General features: G+C 50.4%; 19 protein-coding genes. 16 read left to right on the top strand and 3 right to left on the bottom strand.

Features of this window, described 5'->3' with window-relative positions; all coding sequences use genetic code 11:
- The first annotated feature begins 73 nt into the window (after positions 1-73).
- The 10 genes from cutA to ABEA14_RS06060 all read left to right on the top strand — a co-directional run bounded on the left by cutA (position 74) and on the right by ABEA14_RS06060 (position 10127).
- The gene (gene cutA, locus ABEA14_RS06105; RefSeq protein ID WP_345339000.1) at positions 74-439 is read left to right on the top strand and encodes a divalent-cation tolerance protein CutA; all 366 of its coding nucleotides are present in this window, start codon (positions 74-76) and stop codon (positions 437-439) included.
- Positions 429-2177: a protein-disulfide reductase DsbD gene (locus ABEA14_RS06100; protein ID WP_345338999.1), complete on the top strand. Its 1749-nt coding sequence runs from the start codon at positions 429-431 to the stop codon at positions 2175-2177. The genes cutA and ABEA14_RS06100 overlap by 11 nt, the downstream gene beginning before the upstream one ends.
- Positions 2178-2219: 42 nt before the next feature.
- On the top strand, positions 2220-2774 hold the full coding sequence (locus ABEA14_RS06095; RefSeq protein WP_345338998.1) for a hypothetical protein: 555 nt from the start codon (positions 2220-2222) through the stop codon (positions 2772-2774).
- Between the two features lie 280 nt (positions 2775-3054).
- Positions 3055-3507: a type II 3-dehydroquinate dehydratase gene (aroQ, locus tag ABEA14_RS06090; protein ID WP_345339414.1), complete on the top strand. Its 453-nt coding sequence runs from the start codon at positions 3055-3057 to the stop codon at positions 3505-3507.
- A gap of 28 nt (positions 3508-3535) precedes the next feature.
- Positions 3536-3991 (top strand): acetyl-CoA carboxylase biotin carboxyl carrier protein, encoded by a 456-nt coding sequence (gene accB, locus ABEA14_RS06085; protein WP_345338997.1) that lies wholly within the window; start codon positions 3536-3538, stop codon positions 3989-3991.
- A 14-nt stretch (positions 3992-4005) separates the two neighbouring features.
- The gene (accC, locus tag ABEA14_RS06080; RefSeq protein WP_345338996.1) at positions 4006-5349 is read left to right on the top strand and encodes an acetyl-CoA carboxylase biotin carboxylase subunit; all 1344 of its coding nucleotides are present in this window, start codon (positions 4006-4008) and stop codon (positions 5347-5349) included.
- Positions 5350-5543: 194 nt separating this feature from the next.
- Positions 5544-7046: a S10 family peptidase gene (locus ABEA14_RS06075; protein ID WP_345338995.1), complete on the top strand. Its 1503-nt coding sequence runs from the start codon at positions 5544-5546 to the stop codon at positions 7044-7046.
- Between the two features lie 117 nt (positions 7047-7163).
- Positions 7164-8330, top strand: coding sequence for an HlyD family secretion protein (locus ABEA14_RS06070; protein ID WP_345338994.1), 1167 nt, complete (start codon positions 7164-7166; stop codon positions 8328-8330).
- Entirely contained in the window at positions 8320-9411 is a 1092-nt protein-coding gene (locus ABEA14_RS06065) for a DUF2955 domain-containing protein (RefSeq protein WP_345338993.1), read from the top strand. The genes ABEA14_RS06070 and ABEA14_RS06065 overlap by 11 nt, the downstream gene beginning before the upstream one ends.
- A gap of 20 nt (positions 9412-9431) precedes the next feature.
- Positions 9432-10127 (top strand): DNA-3-methyladenine glycosylase I, encoded by a 696-nt coding sequence (locus ABEA14_RS06060; RefSeq protein ID WP_345338992.1) that lies wholly within the window; start codon positions 9432-9434, stop codon positions 10125-10127.
- Between the two features lie 20 nt (positions 10128-10147).
- Here ABEA14_RS06060 and ABEA14_RS06055 read toward each other — a convergent pair whose 3' ends face one another.
- Positions 10148-10642 carry a putative 4-hydroxy-4-methyl-2-oxoglutarate aldolase gene (locus ABEA14_RS06055; protein WP_345338991.1) on the bottom strand — a complete coding sequence of 165 codons (495 nt, stop codon included), beginning with the start codon at positions 10640-10642 and terminating at the stop codon, positions 10148-10150.
- Between the two features lie 226 nt (positions 10643-10868).
- Here ABEA14_RS06055 and prmA point away from each other — a divergent pair, with 226 nt between their 5' ends.
- From prmA to purD, 5 genes are all read left to right on the top strand, one after another.
- Complete coding sequence (prmA, locus tag ABEA14_RS06050) at positions 10869-11750, top strand: 50S ribosomal protein L11 methyltransferase (protein WP_345338990.1); 882 nt, start codon at positions 10869-10871, stop codon at positions 11748-11750.
- A 183-nt stretch (positions 11751-11933) separates the two neighbouring features.
- Complete coding sequence (dusB, locus tag ABEA14_RS06045) at positions 11934-12899, top strand: tRNA dihydrouridine synthase DusB (RefSeq protein WP_345339413.1); 966 nt, start codon at positions 11934-11936, stop codon at positions 12897-12899.
- 27 nt (positions 12900-12926) lie between these two features.
- A complete protein-coding gene (gene fis / locus ABEA14_RS06040; RefSeq protein ID WP_345338989.1) occupies positions 12927-13220 on the top strand; it encodes a DNA-binding transcriptional regulator Fis in 294 nt (97 codons plus the stop codon).
- Positions 13221-13345: 125 nt separating this feature from the next.
- Entirely contained in the window at positions 13346-14938 is a 1593-nt protein-coding gene (gene purH / locus ABEA14_RS06035; protein ID WP_345338988.1) for a bifunctional phosphoribosylaminoimidazolecarboxamide formyltransferase/IMP cyclohydrolase, read from the top strand.
- 145 nt (positions 14939-15083) lie between these two features.
- Complete coding sequence (gene purD, locus ABEA14_RS06030; protein ID WP_345338987.1) at positions 15084-16373, top strand: phosphoribosylamine--glycine ligase; 1290 nt, start codon at positions 15084-15086, stop codon at positions 16371-16373.
- A gap of 67 nt (positions 16374-16440) precedes the next feature.
- Here purD and ABEA14_RS06025 read toward each other — a convergent pair whose 3' ends face one another.
- Both ABEA14_RS06025 and ABEA14_RS06020 read right to left on the bottom strand, forming a co-directional pair.
- The gene (locus ABEA14_RS06025) at positions 16441-19128 is read right to left on the bottom strand and encodes an EAL domain-containing protein (protein ID WP_345338986.1); all 2688 of its coding nucleotides are present in this window, start codon (positions 19126-19128) and stop codon (positions 16441-16443) included.
- Positions 19129-19235: 107 nt separating this feature from the next.
- Positions 19236-21398 carry a cation:dicarboxylate symporter family transporter gene (locus tag ABEA14_RS06020; protein WP_345338985.1) on the bottom strand — a complete coding sequence of 721 codons (2163 nt, stop codon included), beginning with the start codon at positions 21396-21398 and terminating at the stop codon, positions 19236-19238.
- A 318-nt stretch (positions 21399-21716) separates the two neighbouring features.
- Between ABEA14_RS06020 and tpiA the strand changes: the two genes are divergently transcribed.
- Positions 21717-22469, top strand: coding sequence for a triose-phosphate isomerase (tpiA, locus tag ABEA14_RS06015; protein WP_345338983.1), 753 nt, complete (start codon positions 21717-21719; stop codon positions 22467-22469).
- The last annotated feature ends 13 nt before the right edge of the window (positions 22470-22482 follow it).

Below are 22482 nucleotides of genomic sequence, written 5' to 3'. Positions count from 1 at the left end.
GGGGCCCGGACCACTTTATTCAATGATCAAATCGGTTAAAAATGGGACAGATTGAACTGCGCTTGGTTCCCCAATGACAAAATCCAGCTGCGAACGAAAGCTAAACCAGCCTTGTCTGGTCTTATCTACCAGCCCTGACGAAGCGATAGCAAAACGTCTCGCTCAAACGTTAGTTGAGGAGCAACTTGCCGCCTGCGTCAGCATGATCCCGCAGATCACATCCGTTTACATGTGGCAGGGTGAAATTGAGTCGGATACCGAGGTACAGTTGTTAATCAAAAGTGACCGCGTTAGATTGCCCGCACTCGAATCCCGCCTGATGTCACTGCACCCTTATGAGGTGCCGGAATTCCTGGTATTGGATGTGGATAGCGGAAGCGAAGATTACCTGGCTTGGCTGGGACAGAGTTTAAAGAGAGAAACACCTGATGTGGTTTAAGAAGTACCTGTTATTGATCTCCATGCTGCTGGCGTTTGTCGCGTCACCTCTTTCGGCATCAGGCCTGGGAGATCTGTTGCCTAAAGATGACCAGTTCTTACCGGTAGACGATGCCTTTATGTTCAGCTATCAGCAGGATGGTGATCAGCTGAAACTCAGTTGGCAGGTAGCTGATGAGTATTATCTCTATCGCGACAAGTTCCAGTTTAAAGTGACAGGCGCTGAGATTGGCGATGTGTTTAAGCCGGAAGGCAAGCTCTATCAGGATGAGTATTTCGGCGAAACACAGGTTTACTATCAGCTTGCTGAATTAACCGTACCTCTGAAAAGCGTCACCAAAGATGCGGAGTTAGTGGTTACTTACCAGGGCTGCGCAGCAGCAGGCCTTTGTTACCCGCCGACGAAGAAAACAGTATTCCTGATGCCACTGGCCCAGGAGGATGCTGAAGCAGCCGCACCTCTGAAAGCGAACACTGGTTTGCCGATGGACCAGGGCGGTTTTAATAGCCTGCTGAGTGAAGCCAGTGTCGGTTGGGCACTATTGCTGTTCTTTGTTTTGGGTGTTGGTCTTGCCTTTACCCCCTGTGTTTTCCCAATGTACCCGATCCTTTCAGGCATTCTGGTGGGTCAAGGGGATAAGCTCACAACGCGTCGCGCATTCAGCCTCTCTTTTGTTTATGTTCAGGGCATGGCGATCACCTATGCCATCCTAGGCCTGGTAGTGGCGACTGCTGGTCTGAAGTTTCAGGCAGCATTACAACACCCCGCCGTCCTCTTGAGTTTGGGTGGCCTGTTTGTGGTGCTGTCACTCTCCATGTTTGGCGTATTTAACTTCCAACTACCTACCAACTGGGTAGCCAAAGTCAGCCAAGTGAGTAACAACCAAAAAAGTGGCAGTTACATCGGTGTGGCCGTGATGGGCGTGCTAAGTGGCTTAGTTGCTTCGCCTTGCACCACTGCACCGCTGTCTGGCGCTCTACTGTATGTTGCTCAATCAGGCGACCTACTACTTGGCGGTACCGCACTCTATCTATTGAGCCTGGGCATGGGTTTACCTCTACTTATTATTGGCACCAGCGGCGGTAAATTGCTGCCGAAAGCGGGCGCTTGGATGGATAGCATCAAAACCCTGTTTGGTTTCGTGTTGTTAGCCGCTGCCTTGTTGCTGGTAGAGCGCCTGCTACCTACTTTGGTCGGCAGTCTGTTATGGGCGGTGCTAATCACCATCACCCTGCTTTATCTGGCATTTGCCAAATATGGCTCTGAACGTGGTAACTATTCGGCACGCGCCTTTGTTGCAGTAGCCGCCATCGCATTGGGTGGCTGGACAGCGGTCAACGGCATCAATAACAGCCAGCCTGCAGCTATCACTGGCCAGTTTATAAAAGTGGTCACTGTGGAAGATTTGGCAGAACAGGTAAAAGTAGCTGCAGCTTCCGGCAAGCCAGTAATGCTTGATCTATACGCAGACTGGTGTGTTGCTTGTAAGGAATTTGAGCATAAAACCTTCCCTAAACCGGAAGTGGTACAACGACTAGATCAGTTTGTCCTGCTGAAAGCCGACGTGACCAACAATAACGATCAGGATATCGAGTTGCTGGAGTCACTCGGCGTACTTGGACTACCGACACTGGTATTTTATAGCCCAGAAGCGGAAGAGCTTGTTGATATGCGTGTCACTGGCTTCCAAGGGCCAGACCGTTTCTCCAGTCATCTGGATAAAGTACTGGCAAACTAAAAAGCCTGACATGCAACTGGAAAGTAATAGAAGGAACTACGGATGACCAAACTGCGCCAATTCACTATTGCATGTGTAGCTCTGTTCAGCCTGCTAGTCGTAGGTTGTGCCAGTGTTCCCCTCTCCACCATGGTGAAGATGAGCCAGTTTGGTCCCGAACAATTTGTTGAGCTCGACGGCAATGCCCTACGCGCCAAAGTCACTGTTGAGGAAGCGGTAGGCCTTAAACCGGAACAAACCCGCCTGGCCGTCACTATTGCAAGCCCTCAGGGAGAATTCACTAAAGAGTTCGATTTTAAACTGGTATCTGAAACACCCGTCATTGAGAAACGCCTGTTCCGGGATCCGCTTTATTGGCGCGACTATGAACTGAAACTGTCTCAACAGGGTTACCAGACATTTCAGGAGTTTCAGCAGTTGGTCAAAGCGGATCCGCAACTGGATAGCCTGTCACTTAGTGTGGGCGCCCGCTTGAAGAACCCTCCACCGGAAGGTGAAGTCGTTACCCTATCGATAGCACTCAAACTGTACGAACAAGAAGACTATATGCCGCTGTTTGATAAAGCAGAGGTGAAAATGGGTCGAACAGAGTTATAGCCAAACAGCAGATCGAATAACCCCACCAAATCCCCGTATATCTTCTATTCTTTGCCCTGACGTCATCTCTTTGACTGCACTAATTTAGAGTAACCACTCTAATTAATGTCAAACTTTGTACTGATACGACCAGAAAAATGCTGTGATTTTCTGCGAAAACAATATAATTTCGTCAAAAGCGGGAACTAAACATGGTTCAGACGGCTCAAACTGCTAAAATTTGGCCAGAACTGGACTGTTTTTAGTCTTCACAAACTGATAACAACAAAAAGCCTGCATGATGGAAGCAAAACCCAACATTTTACTGCTAAATGGCCCTAACCTAAATTTACTGGGATTACGTGAACCGGAAATCTACGGTCACCAAACCCTCACTGATGTCGTCCAATCTCTGGATGCACAGGCCGCTGATTTAGGCGTTCAACTGACCCATTTACAAAGTAATGCGGAGCACGAGCTGATAGAAGCTATCCATAAAGCTCGTGGCAAAGTTGATTTCATTATCATCAACCCGGCAGCGTTTACCCACACCAGTGTGGCGATCCGAGATGCCTTGCTTGGTGTTGCCATCCCGTTTATCGAAATCCACCTGTCCAATGTCCATGCGCGGGAAACCTTCCGTCATCACTCCTACCTGTCTGATGTGGCAGAGGGTGTGATCTGTGGCTTTGGTACTCAGGGGTACGAATTTGCATTGCAGGCGGCTTGTCGCCGTCTGCTTCCTAACAGCTAAAACAACGAACTAACGCAGAGAGAGATCCATGGACATTCGCAAAATCAAAAAGCTGATTGAGTTAGTTGAAGAATCAGGTATCAACGAACTGGAAATCACCGAGGGTGAAGAATCCGTTCGCATCAGTTGCGGCGGCAGTGCCGTTGTATCCGCACCGGTTCAATATCAAGCAGCACCTGCACCTGCAGCGGCGCCAGCTGCGGCGGCAGCACCTGCTGCAGAGGCACCGGCAGCCGCTGCTGAGCCTACTGGCCATATCATCCGTTCTCCAATGGTCGGCACTTTCTATCGCGCCTCTTCTCCTGAAGCTAAGCCATTTGCCGAAGTAGGTCAGCACGTGAATGCGGGCGACGTACTCTGCATCGTTGAAGCGATGAAGATGATGAACCAGATCGAAGCTGACACCTCAGGTGTTGTAAAAGAGATCCTGGTTACCAACGGTGATGCCGTTGAGTTCGACGAACCTATGTTTGTTATCGAATAACAAAGAGACCTGTCATGCTGGATAAAGTCGTCATCGCCAACCGAGGCGAAATCGCACTTAGGATCCTCCGCGCTTGTAAAGAGCTGGGGATCAAAACGGTGGCAGTGCACTCAACTGCTGACCGCGATCTGAAACACGTTCTTCTGGCCGATGAGTCTATCTGTATCGGTAAGGCCCCTGCGCCAGAAAGTTACTTGAATGTCCCTGCCATTATCGCTGCTGCCGAAGTCAGTGATGCTGTGGCAATCCACCCGGGTTACGGCTTCCTGGCAGAAAATGCCGAGTTTGCCGAGCAGGTGGAGAAGAGCGGATTTATCTTTATCGGCCCGAAAGCTGACACCATTCGCCTGATGGGTGACAAGGTATCGGCGATCGAAGCGATGAAAAAGGCAGGCGTGCCTTGCGTACCAGGTTCAGATGGCCCACTGGGCGATGATGAAGCGAAAAACGTCGCTATCGCCAAACGTATTGGCTACCCAGTGATCATCAAAGCCTCGGGTGGTGGCGGTGGTCGTGGTATGCGGGTGGTTCGTGAAGAGAAAGAGCTGATCCAATCGATTGCACTGACCCGCGCCGAAGCCAAAGCCGCCTTCAACAACGATATGGTTTACATGGAGAAATTCCTTGAAAACCCACGCCATATCGAAGTTCAGGTAATGGCCGACGGTCAGGGCAATGCCGTACATTTTGGTGAACGTGACTGTTCAATGCAGCGTCGCCACCAGAAAGTTGTGGAAGAAGCACCTGCACCAGGTATCACTGATGACATGCGCCGCTTTATCGGCGAACGCTGTTGCCGCGCTTGTGTCGAAATCGGCTATCGTGGCGCCGGTACCTTTGAATTCCTGTTTGAAAACGGCGAGTTCTATTTCATCGAGATGAACACCCGTATTCAGGTAGAGCATCCTGTCACAGAGATGGTCACTGGTGTTGACCTGATCAAAGAGCAGCTGCGTGTTGCTGCAGGTCAGCCGCTGAGCTACACCCAGGACGAAATTAAGATCCGCGGCCACGCTATCGAGTGTCGTATAAACGCCGAAGATCCAAAAACCTTCATCCCGTCGCCGGGCAACATCAAGCGCTTCCACGCGCCGGGTGGCCTGGGCGTACGTTGGGACTCTCACATCTACACCAACTACTCAGTACCACCTAACTATGACTCCATGGTAGGTAAGCTGATCTGTTACGGTGAAAGTCGTGATGTGGCGATTGCACGTATGAAGCACGCGCTCAACGAGATCGTGGTGGAAGGTATCAAGACCAACATCAATCTACACAAAGAGATTATGGCGGACGAGAACTTCCAGTTTGGCGGCGCCAACATCCACTATCTGGAGAAAAAACTGGGCCTACAGTAATGCCGCTTAGTTTCTCCTAAAAAAGGCTGCTTCGGCAGCCTTTTTGTTTTCTGCCGAGCCAGGCACTTGCCACAAGCTAGTAAGCCTGTTTGATACCAATCCGCATAAAGTGATTCAAATTCCCGATGGTAGAGCATATTCTTATTCGGATTGGTATCACTTTACTGCTCATCACGTACGGTTCCGAGAACTCAATGAAAACGCTTCCTTTTATCTACGCGGGCATCTTCTGTTTGATGTTCAACTATGGTTTGCAGGCAGAAGAAGCACCTGCTGATCCTATCGTCACGCCTGACCCTGTGCATGTTGAAAAACAGCGCAGCGGAAAATTCCACAATAAAAAAGTCAGCTATCGCGTGATCGCTGCGGATACACATCTGCAGGATGATGAAGGCAAGCCGATGGCCAGCATCTTCAGCACGGCTTATTTTGCTGAAGACACCAATGAGCAACAACGCCCACTGATCTTCTTCTTTAATGGTGGACCGGGCAGTGCATCTGTTTGGCTGCACCTGGGTGGTTTTGGTCCTAAACGTGTGGTGGTGCCTTCCCAGGGTGAAAATGCTGGTGCGCCCCCCTATCCCCTGATTGATAACCCGCTGGCGATGCTGGATATCGCCGATCTGGTGTTTGTTGATCCTGTGGGTACCGGATACTCCCGCGCCATCGGTGAGTACAAAAACGAAGACTTCTGGGGTGTGAAAAAAGATGCCCAGATCTTGTCTCGTTTTGTCCGTCACTTTATCAGTGAGCACCAGCGTTGGAATACGCCACGTTACCTTGCCGGTGAAAGCTATGGCACGACACGTATCGGCGCCTTGGTCAGAGAGCTACAAGAGGGCTGGAACGCAGTTAACCTTAACGGCATCTTGCTTATCTCAGCGATTGTGGATTACCAGACCGGCGATTTCTTCCCCGGCAATGAGCAGGCATTTGTGAACTTCCTGCCTACCTATGCCGCCACCGCCTGGTATCACGATGCACTGCCAAACAAACCTGAACTGCTGGCGCCGTTTTTAGATGAAGTGCGCGAGTTTGCACTGAATGACTATACCGTTGCACTGGGCAAAGGCAGTCGCTTGAGCAAAGAGGAACGGGCACAGATCATCGACAAATTGCATCAGTACACGGGGCTGTCTAAGCAATACTTGGAATCGACCGATATGCGTATTCATGAGATGCGTTTTATGAAAGAGCTGCTGCGGGATAAGGGCCAGGTGGTTGGTCGACTCGACAGTCGCTACTTAGGAACCGATGCCGATAGTGCTGGCGAGATGTTTGAAGCTGATCCTTCCGGCTATGGTATTGCTGCAGCCTACACGGCTGCCATCAATGATTATCTGGGTCGCCAAATCGGTGTTGAACGGCCAGAAACCTACCAAATCCTAAACAGCAAGGTGTATGTTGCCTGGGATTGGTCCATGGGTGGTTCGCCAAGGGAAGAAAACGTTATAAACGTAGCACCTCTGATCGCCAAAGGCATGCGCCAAAACAGAGATCTGCGAGTCTTTATTGCCAATGGTTACTATGACCTCGCCACGCCGTTCTTTGCCACTGAACAGAGTTTTGCTCACTATGGTATCGACCCGCAACGCGTCACCATGACCTATTACCCGGCTGGCCATATGATGTACGTACACGAGCCCAGCCTGAAGCAACTGACCGACGATGTACGTCAGTTCCTGCTGAATCAGTAACCCACTTTCCTTTTTTGCGGCCTAATCATAAGGTTGGGCCGCTTGTCATCTATCCCTTTTCCGTTCTACTCTTGGCCTCATAACAAGCAAAAACGCATGCAACAAGGGTTTTAGGGGATGAGTGACAAGGAAAACGAGCAATCCACGTCAGAAAAGGCCAACACAAAAGCCGCTGACACAGAAGTAACCAGTACCGAAAGCTCAAGCGCAGATGCAACGGCGAAAGCCAATAAAGTGAAAAAACTGACTCAAACCATTCTTATAGTGGCGGGGTTGTTACTACTTTGGTACTTGATTGCTGACCGCATCACCCCCTCCACCGACCAAGCACGACTGCGAGCCTTTGTCATCCCGATTGCGTCTGAAGTACCCGGTTCCATTCAAACCGTCGGTGTTGAAAATAACCAAGTTGTGCAACAGGATGACCTGCTGTTTCAGATCGATCCTGAAAGATATCAACTCGCGGTATCGCAGGCGGAAGCTAATCTGGAATTAGCAGGTCAGGGCGTTGGTGCAGATATAGAAGCGGTAAGCGCAGCACAAGCCGCTGTACTGAATGCACAGGCACACCTGACCAACCGCGAAGCGCAGGCCAAGCGTACTCTGACCCTGACCAAACAAGGCATTATGGCGGCCTCTTTTGGTGATCAAGCGATTGCCGGCGTGAAGAAAGCTCGCGCCAGCCTAGCCAAGGCAGAAGCGGATCTGCGTGCTGCTAAACAAAAACTGGGCGCGGAAGGCGAAGAAAACGCCAACATGCGTAACGCCATCACAGCACTGCGCCAGGCCCGACTAGATCTGCAAAACACCACGGTAAAAGCCCCTTACCTTGGCGCTGTTACCAACCTACAGGTTGCTGAGGGACACTACGCACAGACAGGTGCGCCGTTAATGACCTTTATCTCAGCTGAAGATGTGTGGGTTGAAGCCTACATGCGTGAGAACAACTTGGGCAACATAACCCCCGGAGACGAAGTCGAGATGGTGCTCGATGCCGCGCCCGCGCGAGTCTTTAAAGGCAAGGTTGCCAGTGTTGGATACGGTGTCAGCTGGGATAACAATAACCAACTGGGTCAGCTACAAACCATCAATAGTTCAAGTGGCTGGTTGCGAGAAGCTCAGCGAATTCCGGTCATTATTCGTTTCAGCGACGATGAAAGTAAAGGCTTACGCCGCGTCGGTGGCCAGGTAGATGTCATCGTATACACAGGTGATAACTGGATCATGAACGGTATCGGTAAGCTTTGGATCCGTGTGAAAAGTCTGTTGAGCTATGCCTACTAATTTGGGCAAACAGTTGGCGGGGTGGCTACCACAGGATCCGCAACAGCGGCGGATGCTGAGGTTTGCCATTGGCACGACATTAGCGATGGCGTTCGCGGCAGTGTCCGGAATGCCGGTGGGTTATCTGATCCCAGTGCTAACCGTGTCTTTGCTGGGGAACAGCCAACCCTGCCTCGATGTCAGCAGCGGTCTCAAGATCATTGTCTTAATCGCAGGTAGTGCACTGTTTGGCTTGCTGTTTTCCGCGGCCACTCTCCGCTATCCATTGCCTTGCATGCTGCTGGTGATACTGCTGCTGTTCAGAATTTTCTACTCTGCGGCCAAAGGTGCGCCCGCGATTGTCAGTGCCATGTTGCTTATCGCGATCACCATGGTCCCCGTAGTGGCACTAACCCATCAGGCATTGGCATTGATGGTTGCCGGAGGGTTGGCAACTGCTGGACTATTTGCCGTGTTTTTCCTGTGGCTAAGTCATACCCTGGTCCCCGATTTGGGAACCGATGCGCCTGCGGCCCAAGCACCCAAACCCGATCCAATCAGTGAGGCAGACGCGACCCGATCTGCACTCATTTCAACCTCTGTGGTAGCACCTGCTGTAGTTTTGTTTTACTACTGGGGCATCACCAGTCACCTGCTAACACTGGTGTTTATCTGCCTACTGGCACTCAATCCCAATCTACAAAAAAGTGGTAAAGGTGCATTAGCCCTGTTATTGGCCAACTTTTCAGGCGGTCTGGTTGCCCTCCTGCTATTCCAGCTACTGGTAGCCATGCCAGAGTTGACCGCATTGATCATCTTTGTGTTTGCAACCGCTCTACTGTTCTCCCAGCGGCTGTTTTCAGATCGCCCAACCGCACCTCTGTATGCAACAGCATTTTCCACTGTATTACTGTTAATAGGCTCAACCACGGGCGACTTTGGGGGCGACGCTGATGAAAAATTTTATGCGCGTATCATCGGTATTGGCCTGGCAGCGGTATATGTCATTTTTGGTTTTGTAGTAGTGGCTATCTTCAGTCCTAAAGCCAGGGAGCATATCGCCACACCCAAAAGCCAAACTGCAAACAATGCCGACGCATAATCAACAAGACTGGAACCTTCATGGCCATAGAAACCTTTGATCGTATTTATCACCGTGCCGCTGAACGTAAAGGTGGCGAACGCGCCTTGGAATTTCTGCTTGGAGAACCACTCTCTTCGGCTGAGCTTGCGCATATTCCTGACGATCGCTTTCTGGCGACCATCACCAAAGTCATTTTCCAAAGTGGCTTTGTCTGGCGTGTAATTGAAGACAAGTGGCCCGCGTTTGAAAAAGCCTTCTTTGGCTTTGCCCCCGAAAAGATGGTGCTACTGAACGATATTCATATTGATCGCCTAATGCAGGACGCCAGTATCGTCCGCAATGGTCAGAAGATAGCTACGGTCCCGAAAAACGCGCAGATGATTCTAGACGTGGCAAAACAACATGGCAGTTTTGCCAGGTTTATTGCTGACTGGCCCAGCGATGACATCACCGGCTTATGGTTGTGGCTGAAAAAAAATGGCGCTCGATTGGGTGGCAATAGTGGGGCCTATATGTTGCGCCGCATGGGTAAGGACACCTTTGTGTTGAGCAAGGATGTGGTTGCCCATTTAGTTGGCGCAGGGGTAGTGGATAAAAACCCTACCAGCCAAAGGGATCTGAAAGCGGTGCAGCAAGCCTTTAATCAATGGGCCGAACAATCACAACGGCCACTGACTCAAATCAGCCAGGTTATCGCCTACAGCGTGGGCGAAAACCACGTGCAGGCTACCTGACAGGCTACCTAAATAGTGCATTATTCTAGGTTGGGGATCGCCAAGGCCTGGTCGCTGACAGCAATCCCATTCAAATCAGCATAAAGATATTCGCCGGGATGGATCTCGATGCCCGCTATCTCTACAGCGATACCTACCTCTCCCTGTCCGCGCTTATCAGTTTTTATTGGGCAGGTACCCAATGCTTTGACACCAATTGGCATCTGATTAATGGTACCTGCATCTCGCATACAGCCATTGATGACAACCCCAGCCCAGCCATTATCAATGCCCTTTTGTGCCAGATTGTCTCCTAACAACGCCCGGTTGTGGGACGCCGCACCGTCGACCAGTAGCACCTGTCCATCGCCAGGTGAGGCAAGCAACTCCGCGACCTTACTGTTGTCTTCGAAACAACTGACTGTCTGAACCGGCCCCCAGAATATGGGCTTATCACCAAAATGTTTCCAGTTGAGATTGAGTAGGCGCAGGCGATCTGAATAAAGGTCATATAGATCGGGCAAGAGATCTAACATGGGTAAGAGCCTCCAAGCGTTCAACCATGCTGACTTATCAATATCAGCGTCATTAGAGTTATTACTCAAGTTTGTCTCATAATTGACCATATGCAAGTGACGCAGGCACGTTTTTTCACGTCAGCAAAAATAGAAAATCTGACCAATCGGTTATCTCTCTGTATTAACGCTCCCCAGACCGCTACAATCCGCCCATTAAAACCTACCCTAGCTTGCGAGGTTCCTCATGCCCTGGCTTCAACTCCGTCTCAATGCCACCGCCGAAACTGCCGAAAAAGTTGGCGATCTGATGTCTGCCTGCGGTGCACTTTCTGTCACCTTTCTCGATTCCAAAGACACGCCAGTATTTGAACCTTTGCCTGGCGAAACTCGGCTGTGGGGAGAAACCGATGTGATGGGTCTTTGGGATGCCGAGGCCGATATGGACATCGTGGTGAACTATCTACAACACCATGGCGGACTTAGTGAAGGCCAACGCTACAAGCTAGAACCTTTGGAAGACAAAGACTGGGAAAGGGAGTGGATGGACAACTTCCACCCGATGCAGTTTGGCAAACGCCTCTGGATCTGCCCAAGCTGGCGAGATGCCCCGGCCCCGGATGCGGTTAATGTGATACTCGATCCCGGACTGGCATTTGGTACCGGCACTCATCCAACGACTTCTCTTTGCCTGCAGTGGCTCGATAGCCTGGAGCTGAAAGACAAGACCGTCATCGACTTTGGCTGTGGCTCAGGCATTCTCGCCGTTGCCGCGCTTAAGTTGGGTGCGAAACACGCCATTGGCATCGATATCGACCCTCAGGCCATTCAGGCCAGCCGAGATAATGCTGAGCGCAACGGTGTCTCTGACCGCCTCGAGCTATACCTGCCAGAGCAACAGCCAGACAATCTCAAGGCGGATGTAGTGGTTGCCAATATCCTCGCAGGCCCACTCAAGCAGTTGGCCTCACAGATCGTCACCCTGCCAAAAAGTGGCGGACACCTTGCACTGTCAGGCGTGCTAGAGAGTCAGGCTGAAGACGTTGCTACCGCCTACAGCGGTGCCATTACACTGGATCCCATCATTCATCAAGAGGAGTGGGCCCGTATCAGTGGTGTAGCGAAATAGCTACATAACCGACTATTTCAATGACAATTCAGTAGCTTAACTTGCACAAATACTTAATAAAAAAGTGCCTCGGTTTTGCGTCTGGTCAATCGCTACACAAAAGGCTAAAAACTGACCTTTCGTGCAGCATAAAAACCGAGTAAACTACGCCGCTCTCAACAGACAGGTGGTGAAACTTTGAGCATTACGATTGGTCCTTACCGTCTAGACAATCCGCTGATTGTCGCTCCGATGGCGGGAATTACTGATCGACCTTACCGACAGCTGTGCCGCAAGATGGGCGCGGGTTTGGCGGTTTCAGAGATGCTTTCAAGTAACCCTAAAGTCTGGGGAACAGAAAAATCGCAAAAGCGCATGGATCACGCTGGAGAGTCTGGCATACGGTCGGTACAGATCGCAGGTTCAGATCCCGAGCTGATGGCAGAAGCCGCCCGCTTTAATGTTGCCAACGGTGCCCAGATTATTGATATCAATATGGGCTGTCCGATGAAAAAGGTGAACAAAAAGCTGGCTGGTTCAGCGCTTTTGCAACACCCGGAACTGGTCGAACAGATACTGACCACGGTGGTAAACGCCGTCGAAGTGCCTGTGACATTAAAGACCCGAACCGGATGGGAACCCGAACATAAAAACGGGGTCGAGATCGCCCGCCTGGCCGAGCAATGCGGCATTCAGGCAATAGCCATGCATGGTCGCACACGCGCCTGTATGTATAAGGGTGATGCGGAGTACGACACCATAGCCGCTGTAAAGCAAGCCGTGTCCATCCCCGTTATCGCCAACGGTGATATCGACAGCCCAGAGAAAGCGCAACAGGTTCTGAATACCACAGGTGCAGATGCCCTGATGATAGGCAGAGCTGCTCAAGGAAGACCTTGGCTGTTTAAGCAAATTGCCCACTACCTGGAAACGGGTGAGCATTTGTCAGAGCCGCCCGCGGAGGAGATCCGCGATATTGTGTTAGCGCACGTGGAAGCGCTGCATGAGTTTTATGGTGAGGTGACAGGGCCGCGAATCGTCCGCAAACATGTGGGCTGGTACTTGCAGTCAATTGACCCCACCAGGGAATTTCGAAGCAACTTTAACGGGCTGTCGTCAGCGATGGAACAGCTGAGCGCGTTAAATGCATTCTTTGCATCAGAAAATTAATCAGAAAATTTTAGCGAGCTAAGGCGTATGTTTGAGACTAATCTGAAATCCGAAGTTATGGGTACTGCAACGCAGGTAACTGGCACTAACAATGCAACACCTCTGCGTGAGTCAGTAAAGAAAGCAATGCGCAACTACCTGACTCAGCTGAACGGCCAGGACATCAATGACCTGTACGAGCTGTTCCTGTCTGAAGTTGAAGCGCCACTGCTCGAAGAAGTAATGACTTATACCCGTGGCAATCAGACCCGTGCGTCGAACTTGCTGGGTGTCAACCGCGGTACGCTGCGTAAGAAGCTCAAAAAATACGGAATGAACTAATCTATATCGACAGGGCCCAATTGGGCCCTTTCGTCTATTTAAGACCTGTCTCTAAATGGGAACATGGTCACCTTTGGGAAGCTAAACTAACCCCACCAATCAATTGAGTTGAGGAAGATTACTCGATGGAAGCTGCTAGACCGATCCGCCGTGCGCTTATCAGCGTGTCAGACAAGACCGGTATCGTAGAGTTCGCTCGCGCACTTGCCGAAAAGGGCGTTGAAATCCTTTCTACTGGCGGTACTGCCCGCCTGCTTGCCGAACAGGGCATTGATGTTATTGAAGTCTCTGACTACACCGGATTCCCAGAAATGATGGATGGCCGTGTTAAAACACTGCATCCAAAAGTTCATGGCGGGATCCTGGGTCGTCGCGAGCAAGATGACGCAGTGATGAACACCCACGGCATCAACCCAATCGATATGGTTGTCGTTAACCTCTACCCATTTGCCGCTACGGTGGCAAACCCAGATTGCACACTGGAAGATGCGGTTGAAAACATCGATATCGGTGGCCCTACCATGGTTCGTTCAGCAGCGAAAAACCACAAAGATGTCACTATCGTGGTTAACGCCAGCGACTACGGCCGAGTGCTGGCTGAAATGGAAGAAAACCAAGGCTCACTTGCCCTGGCAACGCGTTTCGATCTGGCCATAGCCGCCTTCGAGCACACAGCAGCCTACGACGGCATGATCGCCAACTACTTCGGTACCAAGGTACCAAGCTATGGCGACACCGACGAAAATAGCGAGAACAGCCAGTTCCCTCGCACATTCAACAGCCAGTTCCTCAAGAAGCAAGACATGCGTTATGGTGAAAACAGCCACCAGAACGCGGCTTTCTATGTTGAAGCTAACCTGCAGGAAGCGTCTGTGGCATCAGCCAAACAGCTGCAAGGTAAGGCACTGAGCTACAACAACATCGCCGATACTGACGCTGCACTCGAATGTGTGAAAGAGTTCGACGAGCCAGCCTGTGTCATCGTCAAGCATGCCAACCCTTGTGGTGTGTCTCTGGGCAAAACTCAACTGGAAGCCTACGATCGCGCATTCAAAACTGACCCAACCTCTGCCTTTGGCGGCATCATTGCTTTTAACCAGGAGTTGGATGCTGACACTGCCGAAGCAATCGTAAGCCGTCAGTTTGTTGAAGTGATCATCGCACCCGCTGTTAGCGCAGCCGCAGCTCAGATCGTGGCAGCGAAAAAGAACGTTCGCCTGCTGGAGTGTGGCTACTGGGACAAGAAGACCAGCGAATACGACTACAAGCGTGTTAATGGTGGTCTGCTGGTTCAAGATCGTGACCAAGGTATGGTGACGCTGGAAGATCTGACGGTCGTATCCAAGCGCAAACCAACCGAGCAAGAACTGAAAGATCTGCTGTTCTGCTGGAAAGTGGCCAAGTTCGTTAAGTCGAACGCGATTGTTTATGCCAAAGACGGCATGACTATCGGTGTTGGCGCTGGCCAGATGAGCCGCGTTTACAGTGCAAAAATTGCAGGCATCAAAGCCGCTGACGAAGGCTTGGAAGTGGCTGGTTCAGTCATGGCCTCTGACGCCTTCTTCCCGTTCCGTGACGGTATCGACGCGGCGGCAAAAGCAGGCATCAGCTGTGTTATCCAGCCAGGCGGTTCAATTCGTGATGACGAAGTGATTGCAGCAGCTGACGAACATGGCATGGCGATGGTATTTACCAACATGCGCCATTTCCGTCACTAAGCTACGGCCTGAAGCAATGCTTAACGCACTGCAAAACGTAATGCTTAGCAGCGTGAAAAAGTAAAAATGCAGAAACCGTGACGTTTAGTTGCGGTTTTTGCGCATTAATCAGCTTGGATCCATCCCCAACCAGAGGGAGAAGAAAATGAATGTTTTGGTAATCGGCAGCGGCGGCCGTGAGCACGCCCTGGCATGGAAAGCGGCACAATCTGCCGGTGTTGAGAAAGTGTTTGTTGCACCAGGTAACGCGGGCACCGCGATTGAGCCTAAGCTGGAAAACGTCGCCATTGGCGTCAGTGACCAGCCTGCGCTTATTGCGTTTGCAAAGAGCAATGACGTTACCCTGACCATCGTTGGTCCTGAAGTACCTTTGGTAGAGGGTGTGGTAGATGCCTTTGAAGCGGAAGGGTTGAAAATCTTCGGTCCAAGCAAAGGCGCAGCGCAACTTGAAGGCTCTAAAGCCTTTACTAAAGACTTCCTGGCTCGCCACAAGATCCCAACAGCCGAGTATGAGAACTTCACTGAAATTGAGCCAGCACTGGCCTACGTTCGTGAGAAAGGCGCACCTATCGTAGTGAAGGCCGACGGTCTTGCTGCCGGTAAAGGTGTGATTGTCGCCATGACGCTTCAGGAAGCTGAAGATGCGATCCGCGACATGCTGGCTGGCAACGCTTTCGGTGATGCAGGTCACCGTGTGGTTATCGAAGAGTTTTTGGAAGGTGAAGAAGCGTCTTTCATCGTGATGGTTGATGGCAAAAACGTTTTGCCAATGGCGACCAGCCAAGACCACAAGCGTGTGGGTGATGGTGATACCGGTCTAAACACTGGTGGTATGGGTGCCTATTCTCCTGCGCCTGTTGTCACGCCAGAGATCAATGACCGCATTATGAGTGAAGTGATCATGCCTACCGTTGAAGGCATGGCTGCGGAAGGTAATACCTATGTCGGTTTCCTCTACGCGGGTCTGATGATCGCTGCAGATGGCACACCAAAGGTCATTGAATACAACTGTCGCTTCGGTGATCCAGAAACGCAGCCAATCATGTTGCGCATGCAGTCTGACCTGGTAGACCTCTGCCTGGCAGCCATTGCCGGAGAGCTGGCTCAGAAAGAAGCCAAGTATGATCCTCGCGCCTCTGTCGGTGTCGTGCTGGCAGCGGGTGGATATCCGGGTGATTATGCTAAAGGCACTGTGATCAATGGCCTGCCTGAAGGCGAAGTAGAAGGCGAGAAAGTGTTCCACGCAGGCACCGCCGAGAAAGATGGCAACATCGTCACTGCGGGCGGCCGCGTGTTGTGCGCAACTGCTTTGGGCAATACGGTTACCGAAGCGCAGCAGCGAGCTTATAAGCTCGCGAAGCAAATCAGCTGGGATGGCATGTTCCACCGCAGTGATATCGCCTATCGCGCGATTGAGCGTGAGCAAAACAGCTAGCCGGGCGATTTCTAATGAAAAAAGCCGGCAATCGCCGGCTTTTTTGTTACCCGATAGAGCGAACAACTTACACCACTTTTAACTTACAGCCGGTCGTGGTGAACTCTGAGAGAGGTTTTGGCCTGCCAATACTGAACCCCTGAGCATAATCGATACCAATCTGACTTACGCGTTCGTAGACTTCGTCACTTTCCACATACTCGGCAACCGTCTGCATACCATGAACGGCGCACACTTCGTGGATGGATTGCACCAATGCCAAATCTTTCGGATCTTCATTCAGAGTTCGAATGAAACCGCCATCAATCTTGACCATATCAACAGGCAGATGTTTTAAATACCCGTAGGACGAGAATCCGCTACCAAAATCATCCAGTGCAAAACGATACCCCTGTAACCTCAGGCGGGTAAGCAAGTCAATCACCTTTTGAGGATTTCGGATGGCCGCTCGCTCCGTAATTTCAAAGCAAAGACTCTCTGCTGGCACTTTATATCGACTACTCAAGGTTCTCAGCACGGATTCAAACTTATCACTCGCCAGGGTCTCGGTGGATACATTGACGCACAATCGGCTGGTATTCCAACACTCAGGATGGCGAGCCAACCAGGCATAAACTTGCTCCAACACCCAATGATCCAGTTTTTCACAGAGGTGATAACGCTCTGCCGCAGGCAAAAAACTGTCAGGCAACAGCAGCTCTCCACCTTGTTCGATCATTCTTACCAAAACTTCAATACGCCTGCGGCCGTCTCCTCGATTATGCAGCGGCATGATCTCTTGGTAATAGAGCTCCAGCTTATTCTGCTCTATCGCATCATTGATACGCACCGCCCATCGTGGCGCCTGCCGCTGAACGGATTGCTCCGGGTTTTCAGGATCATAGAAACAGATATTGTTACTACCAGGCAATTTAGCACTCCTACATGCGGCATCGGCCTCTTGCAGCGCATTACGCAAATTGCTGCTACCAGGCTGAAGGAAACTCACACCGATACTAGCTCCGACAGAGTAAGCCGTTGATCCCCAATAGACTTGCACGGTCTCTATTTCGGCAGCGATCTTTTCAACCACTCGGGTAACCGCATCAGCCTCGATACTCTTTAGTACCAGGACAAATTCATCGCCACCGATCCTGGCCAATAGATCAGAATCTCGGATACAGTGGCGGATAGCATCGGAGATCTCACGCAACAATCGATCTCCAACGCCATGACCGCAGTTATCGTTGACCAGCTTAAAATTGTCCAGATCGAGATAGCAGATAGCATGCTCACCCGTTGCCAACTCTGTATCCAACAGGCCAAGGAGTTGTTCAAATCTACCCCGCGTATACAAACCTGTGACCGGATCATGCTCCGACTGATGTGCTAGTTTCTGTTTTAAGAGCTCGGTCGCACTGACATCTCTAAGAACCAATACGGCTCCATTTATCTCATTCTGATGGTTGCGAAGAGGCGAAATACTCTGTTCTAAACTCAAACATCTGTCACCGACAGAGATTCGGCGGAGTATCCGCTCATCCTGGCACTCTCCAGCTTCCAACAAAGGCGATAACTCTTCCTTCACTGAGCGACCATCCAACGAAATCAGAAGCTGATCGATAGACCGACCTTCCAACTCAGACGCTGTTGTATTAAAAAGACTTTCCGCTACCGGGCTGACGTAAGTGATGAGCGCGTGCTCATTGACACTGATAACTGCATCACCAATTGAGGCCAGTGTCGTTTGTGCTTTTTGTTTCTCTTGAAATAAGCGCGCCATCAAGCCATTAAACTTGGCTACCAGGATCTTTAACTCCCTGCTGTTGCCTTTATCAACCGGTGAAAATGCGAACCCATCTGCATCAACCTTTTCAACTTGTTTGGTTAATTCAGATACAGGTGCAGAAACGTATTGTCGTATAAAGAGATAAAGCACAGCGATCATTGCCAGCACGGTCGCGAAGGTGAGGATCAGATAACGCTCCACCCCCTCAGCACCAGACAAGAATGCTGAGCGGTCCATATGAACAGACAAGGCATATTGTTCGTTATGCTCAATTCCAAATAGAGCCCGAGATACATCAATCTGACGCTCACTTCTTCCCATAAACAAAGACGGTTCCGTCGTTGGCACATTCACAACACTGGCCTGTTCAAAGCTGACCAGGTAACCCATTGCACCGGAAATTCGCGAAAGCAGTTCAGTGTCAAAATACTCTGCAAATACCAAATACCCTGCCAAATGCCCCTGATTCTCAATGTCAAAAACCGCTCTCATTGTTAACATTGCCGGAGTCTGCGCAAGGGTAAAGATCCCGGTGAGGTGGTCTCGTTCAACAGTCGATTGATGATGTCTAAGCTTTTCCTGCATTTGCTCGAGTATTGGCTGCGGAAGCTCACTAACGCGGTTGCTGTTGGGGAGCATAAATCGACCAAACAACAGCTTCTGTTTCGCATCCAGGAAAACAACCAGATGAGAGCGGTTATAAATCAACAGGTCTTCAGGAAAGGAATCTTGCTCAAATTTTTGATTGGGTTTTCGCAGGTATTCAATGAGGCTTTTGTCATATGCCCAGTCTTGCCCCCACTGCTCCATGCGCTTTATGTAGAAATCGAGCTGACTGTAGGTCTGCCTCAACTGATCTTCAGCAACGATGTTTTCGATACGATTCAAGGTATCAAATAACAACCCTCTGGATGAAATCCAGAGGAATAGCAGGGCTGGCACACAAATCATCGCCAGCAAACTAAGGACTCGTTGAGTCAATGACATTTCAGGCACATCCTGTGCTGGTCAAAGCGAATTGAGAGACAGTCTACCCGAATAATTTACAAATGTTTAACAACGCGCCATTTTTTTTACGCTGCGTCATTTTATCGTCACTCGACCCAGTGCAATACATCTCTGATAACTGACCAGCGAGGAGACTTGTCCTGTGCCCCCCCGCCAAGTATCCAGAAATCATATTGCCTCTGAATACTGCCATTATTTCGTTTCACTGTGACCCAGCTGTTAAGGAACTCAAGCAGATCTCGGTTACGTTTTGCGACCACATATCCGGTCGCGAACTGATTCCCCTGTTGGGTGGGCAACACCACGCCATAGCGAGGATAAAGAATACTCCATGCATAACCTGACTCGGCACTGATTAGCAGTGCATCATAATCATCCGGATTTTGGAAAAACTCGTCATAAGAAGAGAGTGCCACCGTGTCTATCTGTGGCAACTGGTTCTGCAGAATGTCCAACTCACGAATATGCTCCACCGTGGCCAGAGTAAACCCTTCATGTTCTCTCAACTTCTCCATTGATTCGAACTCTCTGAGGCGGTAGTCCGACGCCATGATAGAAAGATTCAGCTCCAGAACCGGCGTGGTGAAGCTCATGTGTTGAATGTCATACACGTCCAGTTTAATACCGGACATGGCAACATCGAAGTACCCTCGGTTCAGTGGCAGGCGCAGGTTGTCGCGAACAAAAGGAATGAACTCCACCTTTACACCAAGATCTTTTGCCAACTGGTGAGCTAAAGAGATATCGAATCCGACCAATCGACCATCGCGGTTAAAGAATGAAAACGGTACGTTGGTAGGGCTATAACCCACTCGCAATACGCCACGCTTTTTAATGACTTCAATGTTAGTGAGGGCAAACTCACCGCCTGTGTAGGACTTAGGGATTTGCGCATAAACATGCTCAGGTACCCGGTCAGGTACCCGCATTGCCGATAACTGCTCACCTAACCGGTTGTCATCACCAAGGAAGATGCCATTCACAAAGCGGCTACCAAACAGCACGATAAAACTCACGCCCAATCCGAGCACAGCAAACCGTGCAATACTGGCCAGGTTTAGTTTGGCTTGATTCTGTATCACGGCGACCGCCAGCAATACGAAGATCAGCAGTTGCATCGCCGCTACCAGCGAATTGAACTTACCTGTGAGCACGTTTGAAACAATAAACAGTTCAAACATATCAGCGGGTAGCTTAAAGCTGTCCAACATGAACGGGATCGCAACATTGACGCTGCCAAACAAGCTGAAGATTCCGCTTAGACTGAACAGCGGCATATCAGTCGCCTCAATCGGCTTACCGTTAAACCAACCAGCAAACAGCACAAACATCAGCACCGTCAATTTGCCTACATTCGGGAACGAATAGGCAATGGGCATCAGGACTTCCAACATATAGTCGGTATCTTCCTGCCGCATCCGATTTTTACGAAACAGCCGTTTAGCACCCTCAACCAGGACTGGCAGCAAGACAAACACATTGCCAGTGGTAAATGCCGTCACCATGGCGTCACGGCTGACTGCCAGCACTTCCCCGGTCTTAAACGGGCTGATACTGGCCAGCATATGGGGGAACACCCAGAAGGTTAACACCAGAGAAAGCACTAGGTAGGTCACCAGATAGACCTGCAAGGAGCCGAATTGCTCTAGCGTCAATGTGCCAGAAGCACTGGCGGTTAATGCAAAGACACTGATCGGTAAGGTTTTAACCAAGAAGCCGTTGAGCTTTGAGAGCGCTTCCGCCAGGGTACCCAACGAATCCAACAGTGAAGTTTTATGTTTCAGGCTGATTAGCGTGACCCCGAGCGAGATGGAAAACAGTACCACCGCAGGGATCGCGCCATTCGCCATCGACTGAAACGGGTTTGACGGGATATAGATAGATAGAAAGTCGACTTCAGCCTGAGGCGTGATTAATGACCGACTGAAGAATGATGCAGACTCGAGATGTGGAAAAGCCAGCGGTGTCAGCAATATCACTATCATGCCAACCAACCAAATCGCCAACAAAACCACAGATGCACGTGAAAACATCTGCTTTGCATGTTCCTTGGTCAGCCTGCCGATACCACCAATCAAAGACACCACAATATAGGGCAGAATGGTCATCTGCATCAGCATGATGACGGCATTACCGATCCAACTCATCCAGCCAACCATTTCACCAAAGAATATTCCGGTCAAAAAACCGAAAAATAACGCCCATAAAATCACGGTTGAAAGAGATAAACGAAAACGAGAAAGAGTCATGCAGACGGGTTCGCGAGTTAGTGGTAATACCTATGCACAGGGTATTGTGCTTTTCACGCTTTGCAAGCCTGAACACAAACGGGCATGATATGGCACACTTTATTGTGCTATCCAGCCAAGCCAATAGGTAAATATGGCGAACAGGTACACGCCATCTATACTCTAAAGCTTGAAGATGCGGGCTGGCAAAGAGCTGAACGACAAGAGTTCTAAAAGTAGGGTTGACTTGCGTCAACCCTACTTTTGTTGCATCAAGCCATACTATTCGCTAGTAAATTTACAACAATTTCCGCACAAAAGTCGGACAGGAGAAAACGAATGAGACGCCCCCTGGTACTAGGTAATTGGAAAATGAACGGCACCAAAGCCAGCAACGCAGAACTGATTGAAGGCCTGAAGGCCGCTGCTGTTGGTGTTGATTCAGTCACCATCGGCGTTTGCCCCCCTGCAGTTTTCATTGCTCAGATCCAGGAACTGGCAGGTGACAGCAACATCTGCATCGGTGCTCAGGACGTAAGTGTTCAATCCAGCGGTGCATACACGGGTGAATGGTCTGCAGATATGCTGACTGAGTTCGGTGTTAGCTACGTTCTGGTTGGTCACAGCGAGCGTCGTACATACCACAACGAATCTGACGAACTGATCGCGAAGAAATTCAAAGCAACACAGGATGCGGGTCTGGTACCTGTACTGTGTATCGGTGAAACTCTGGAAGAGCGTGAAGCTGGCAAACTGGAATCAGTAATCACTACTCAGGTGAATGCCGTTATCGACGCTTACGGTATTGAAGCATATAAAAATGCCGTTATCGCTTATGAGCCAGTTTGGGCCATCGGTACAGGCGTAACAGCGACTTCTGAGCAAGCTCAAGAAGCACACGCGCTGATCCGTAAGCTGCTGGCAGAGAAAGACGCAGAAGTGGCTGCAGGTATCCAGATCCTTTATGGCGGTAGCATGAAGCCAGGCAACGCAGCAGAACTGATGGCGATGGAAGACATCGACGGCGGTCTGGTTGGTGGTGCCTCTCTGGTAGCTGCTGATTTTGCTGGCATTTTCAACGCCGCTAAATAAACCTGTTTAAGGG

This window comes from Corallincola platygyrae, from assembly GCF_039544265.1.
Classification (GTDB): domain Bacteria; phylum Pseudomonadota; class Gammaproteobacteria; order Enterobacterales; family Neiellaceae; genus Corallincola; species Corallincola platygyrae.
This window is presented reverse-complemented; position numbering and strand designations above follow the sequence as displayed.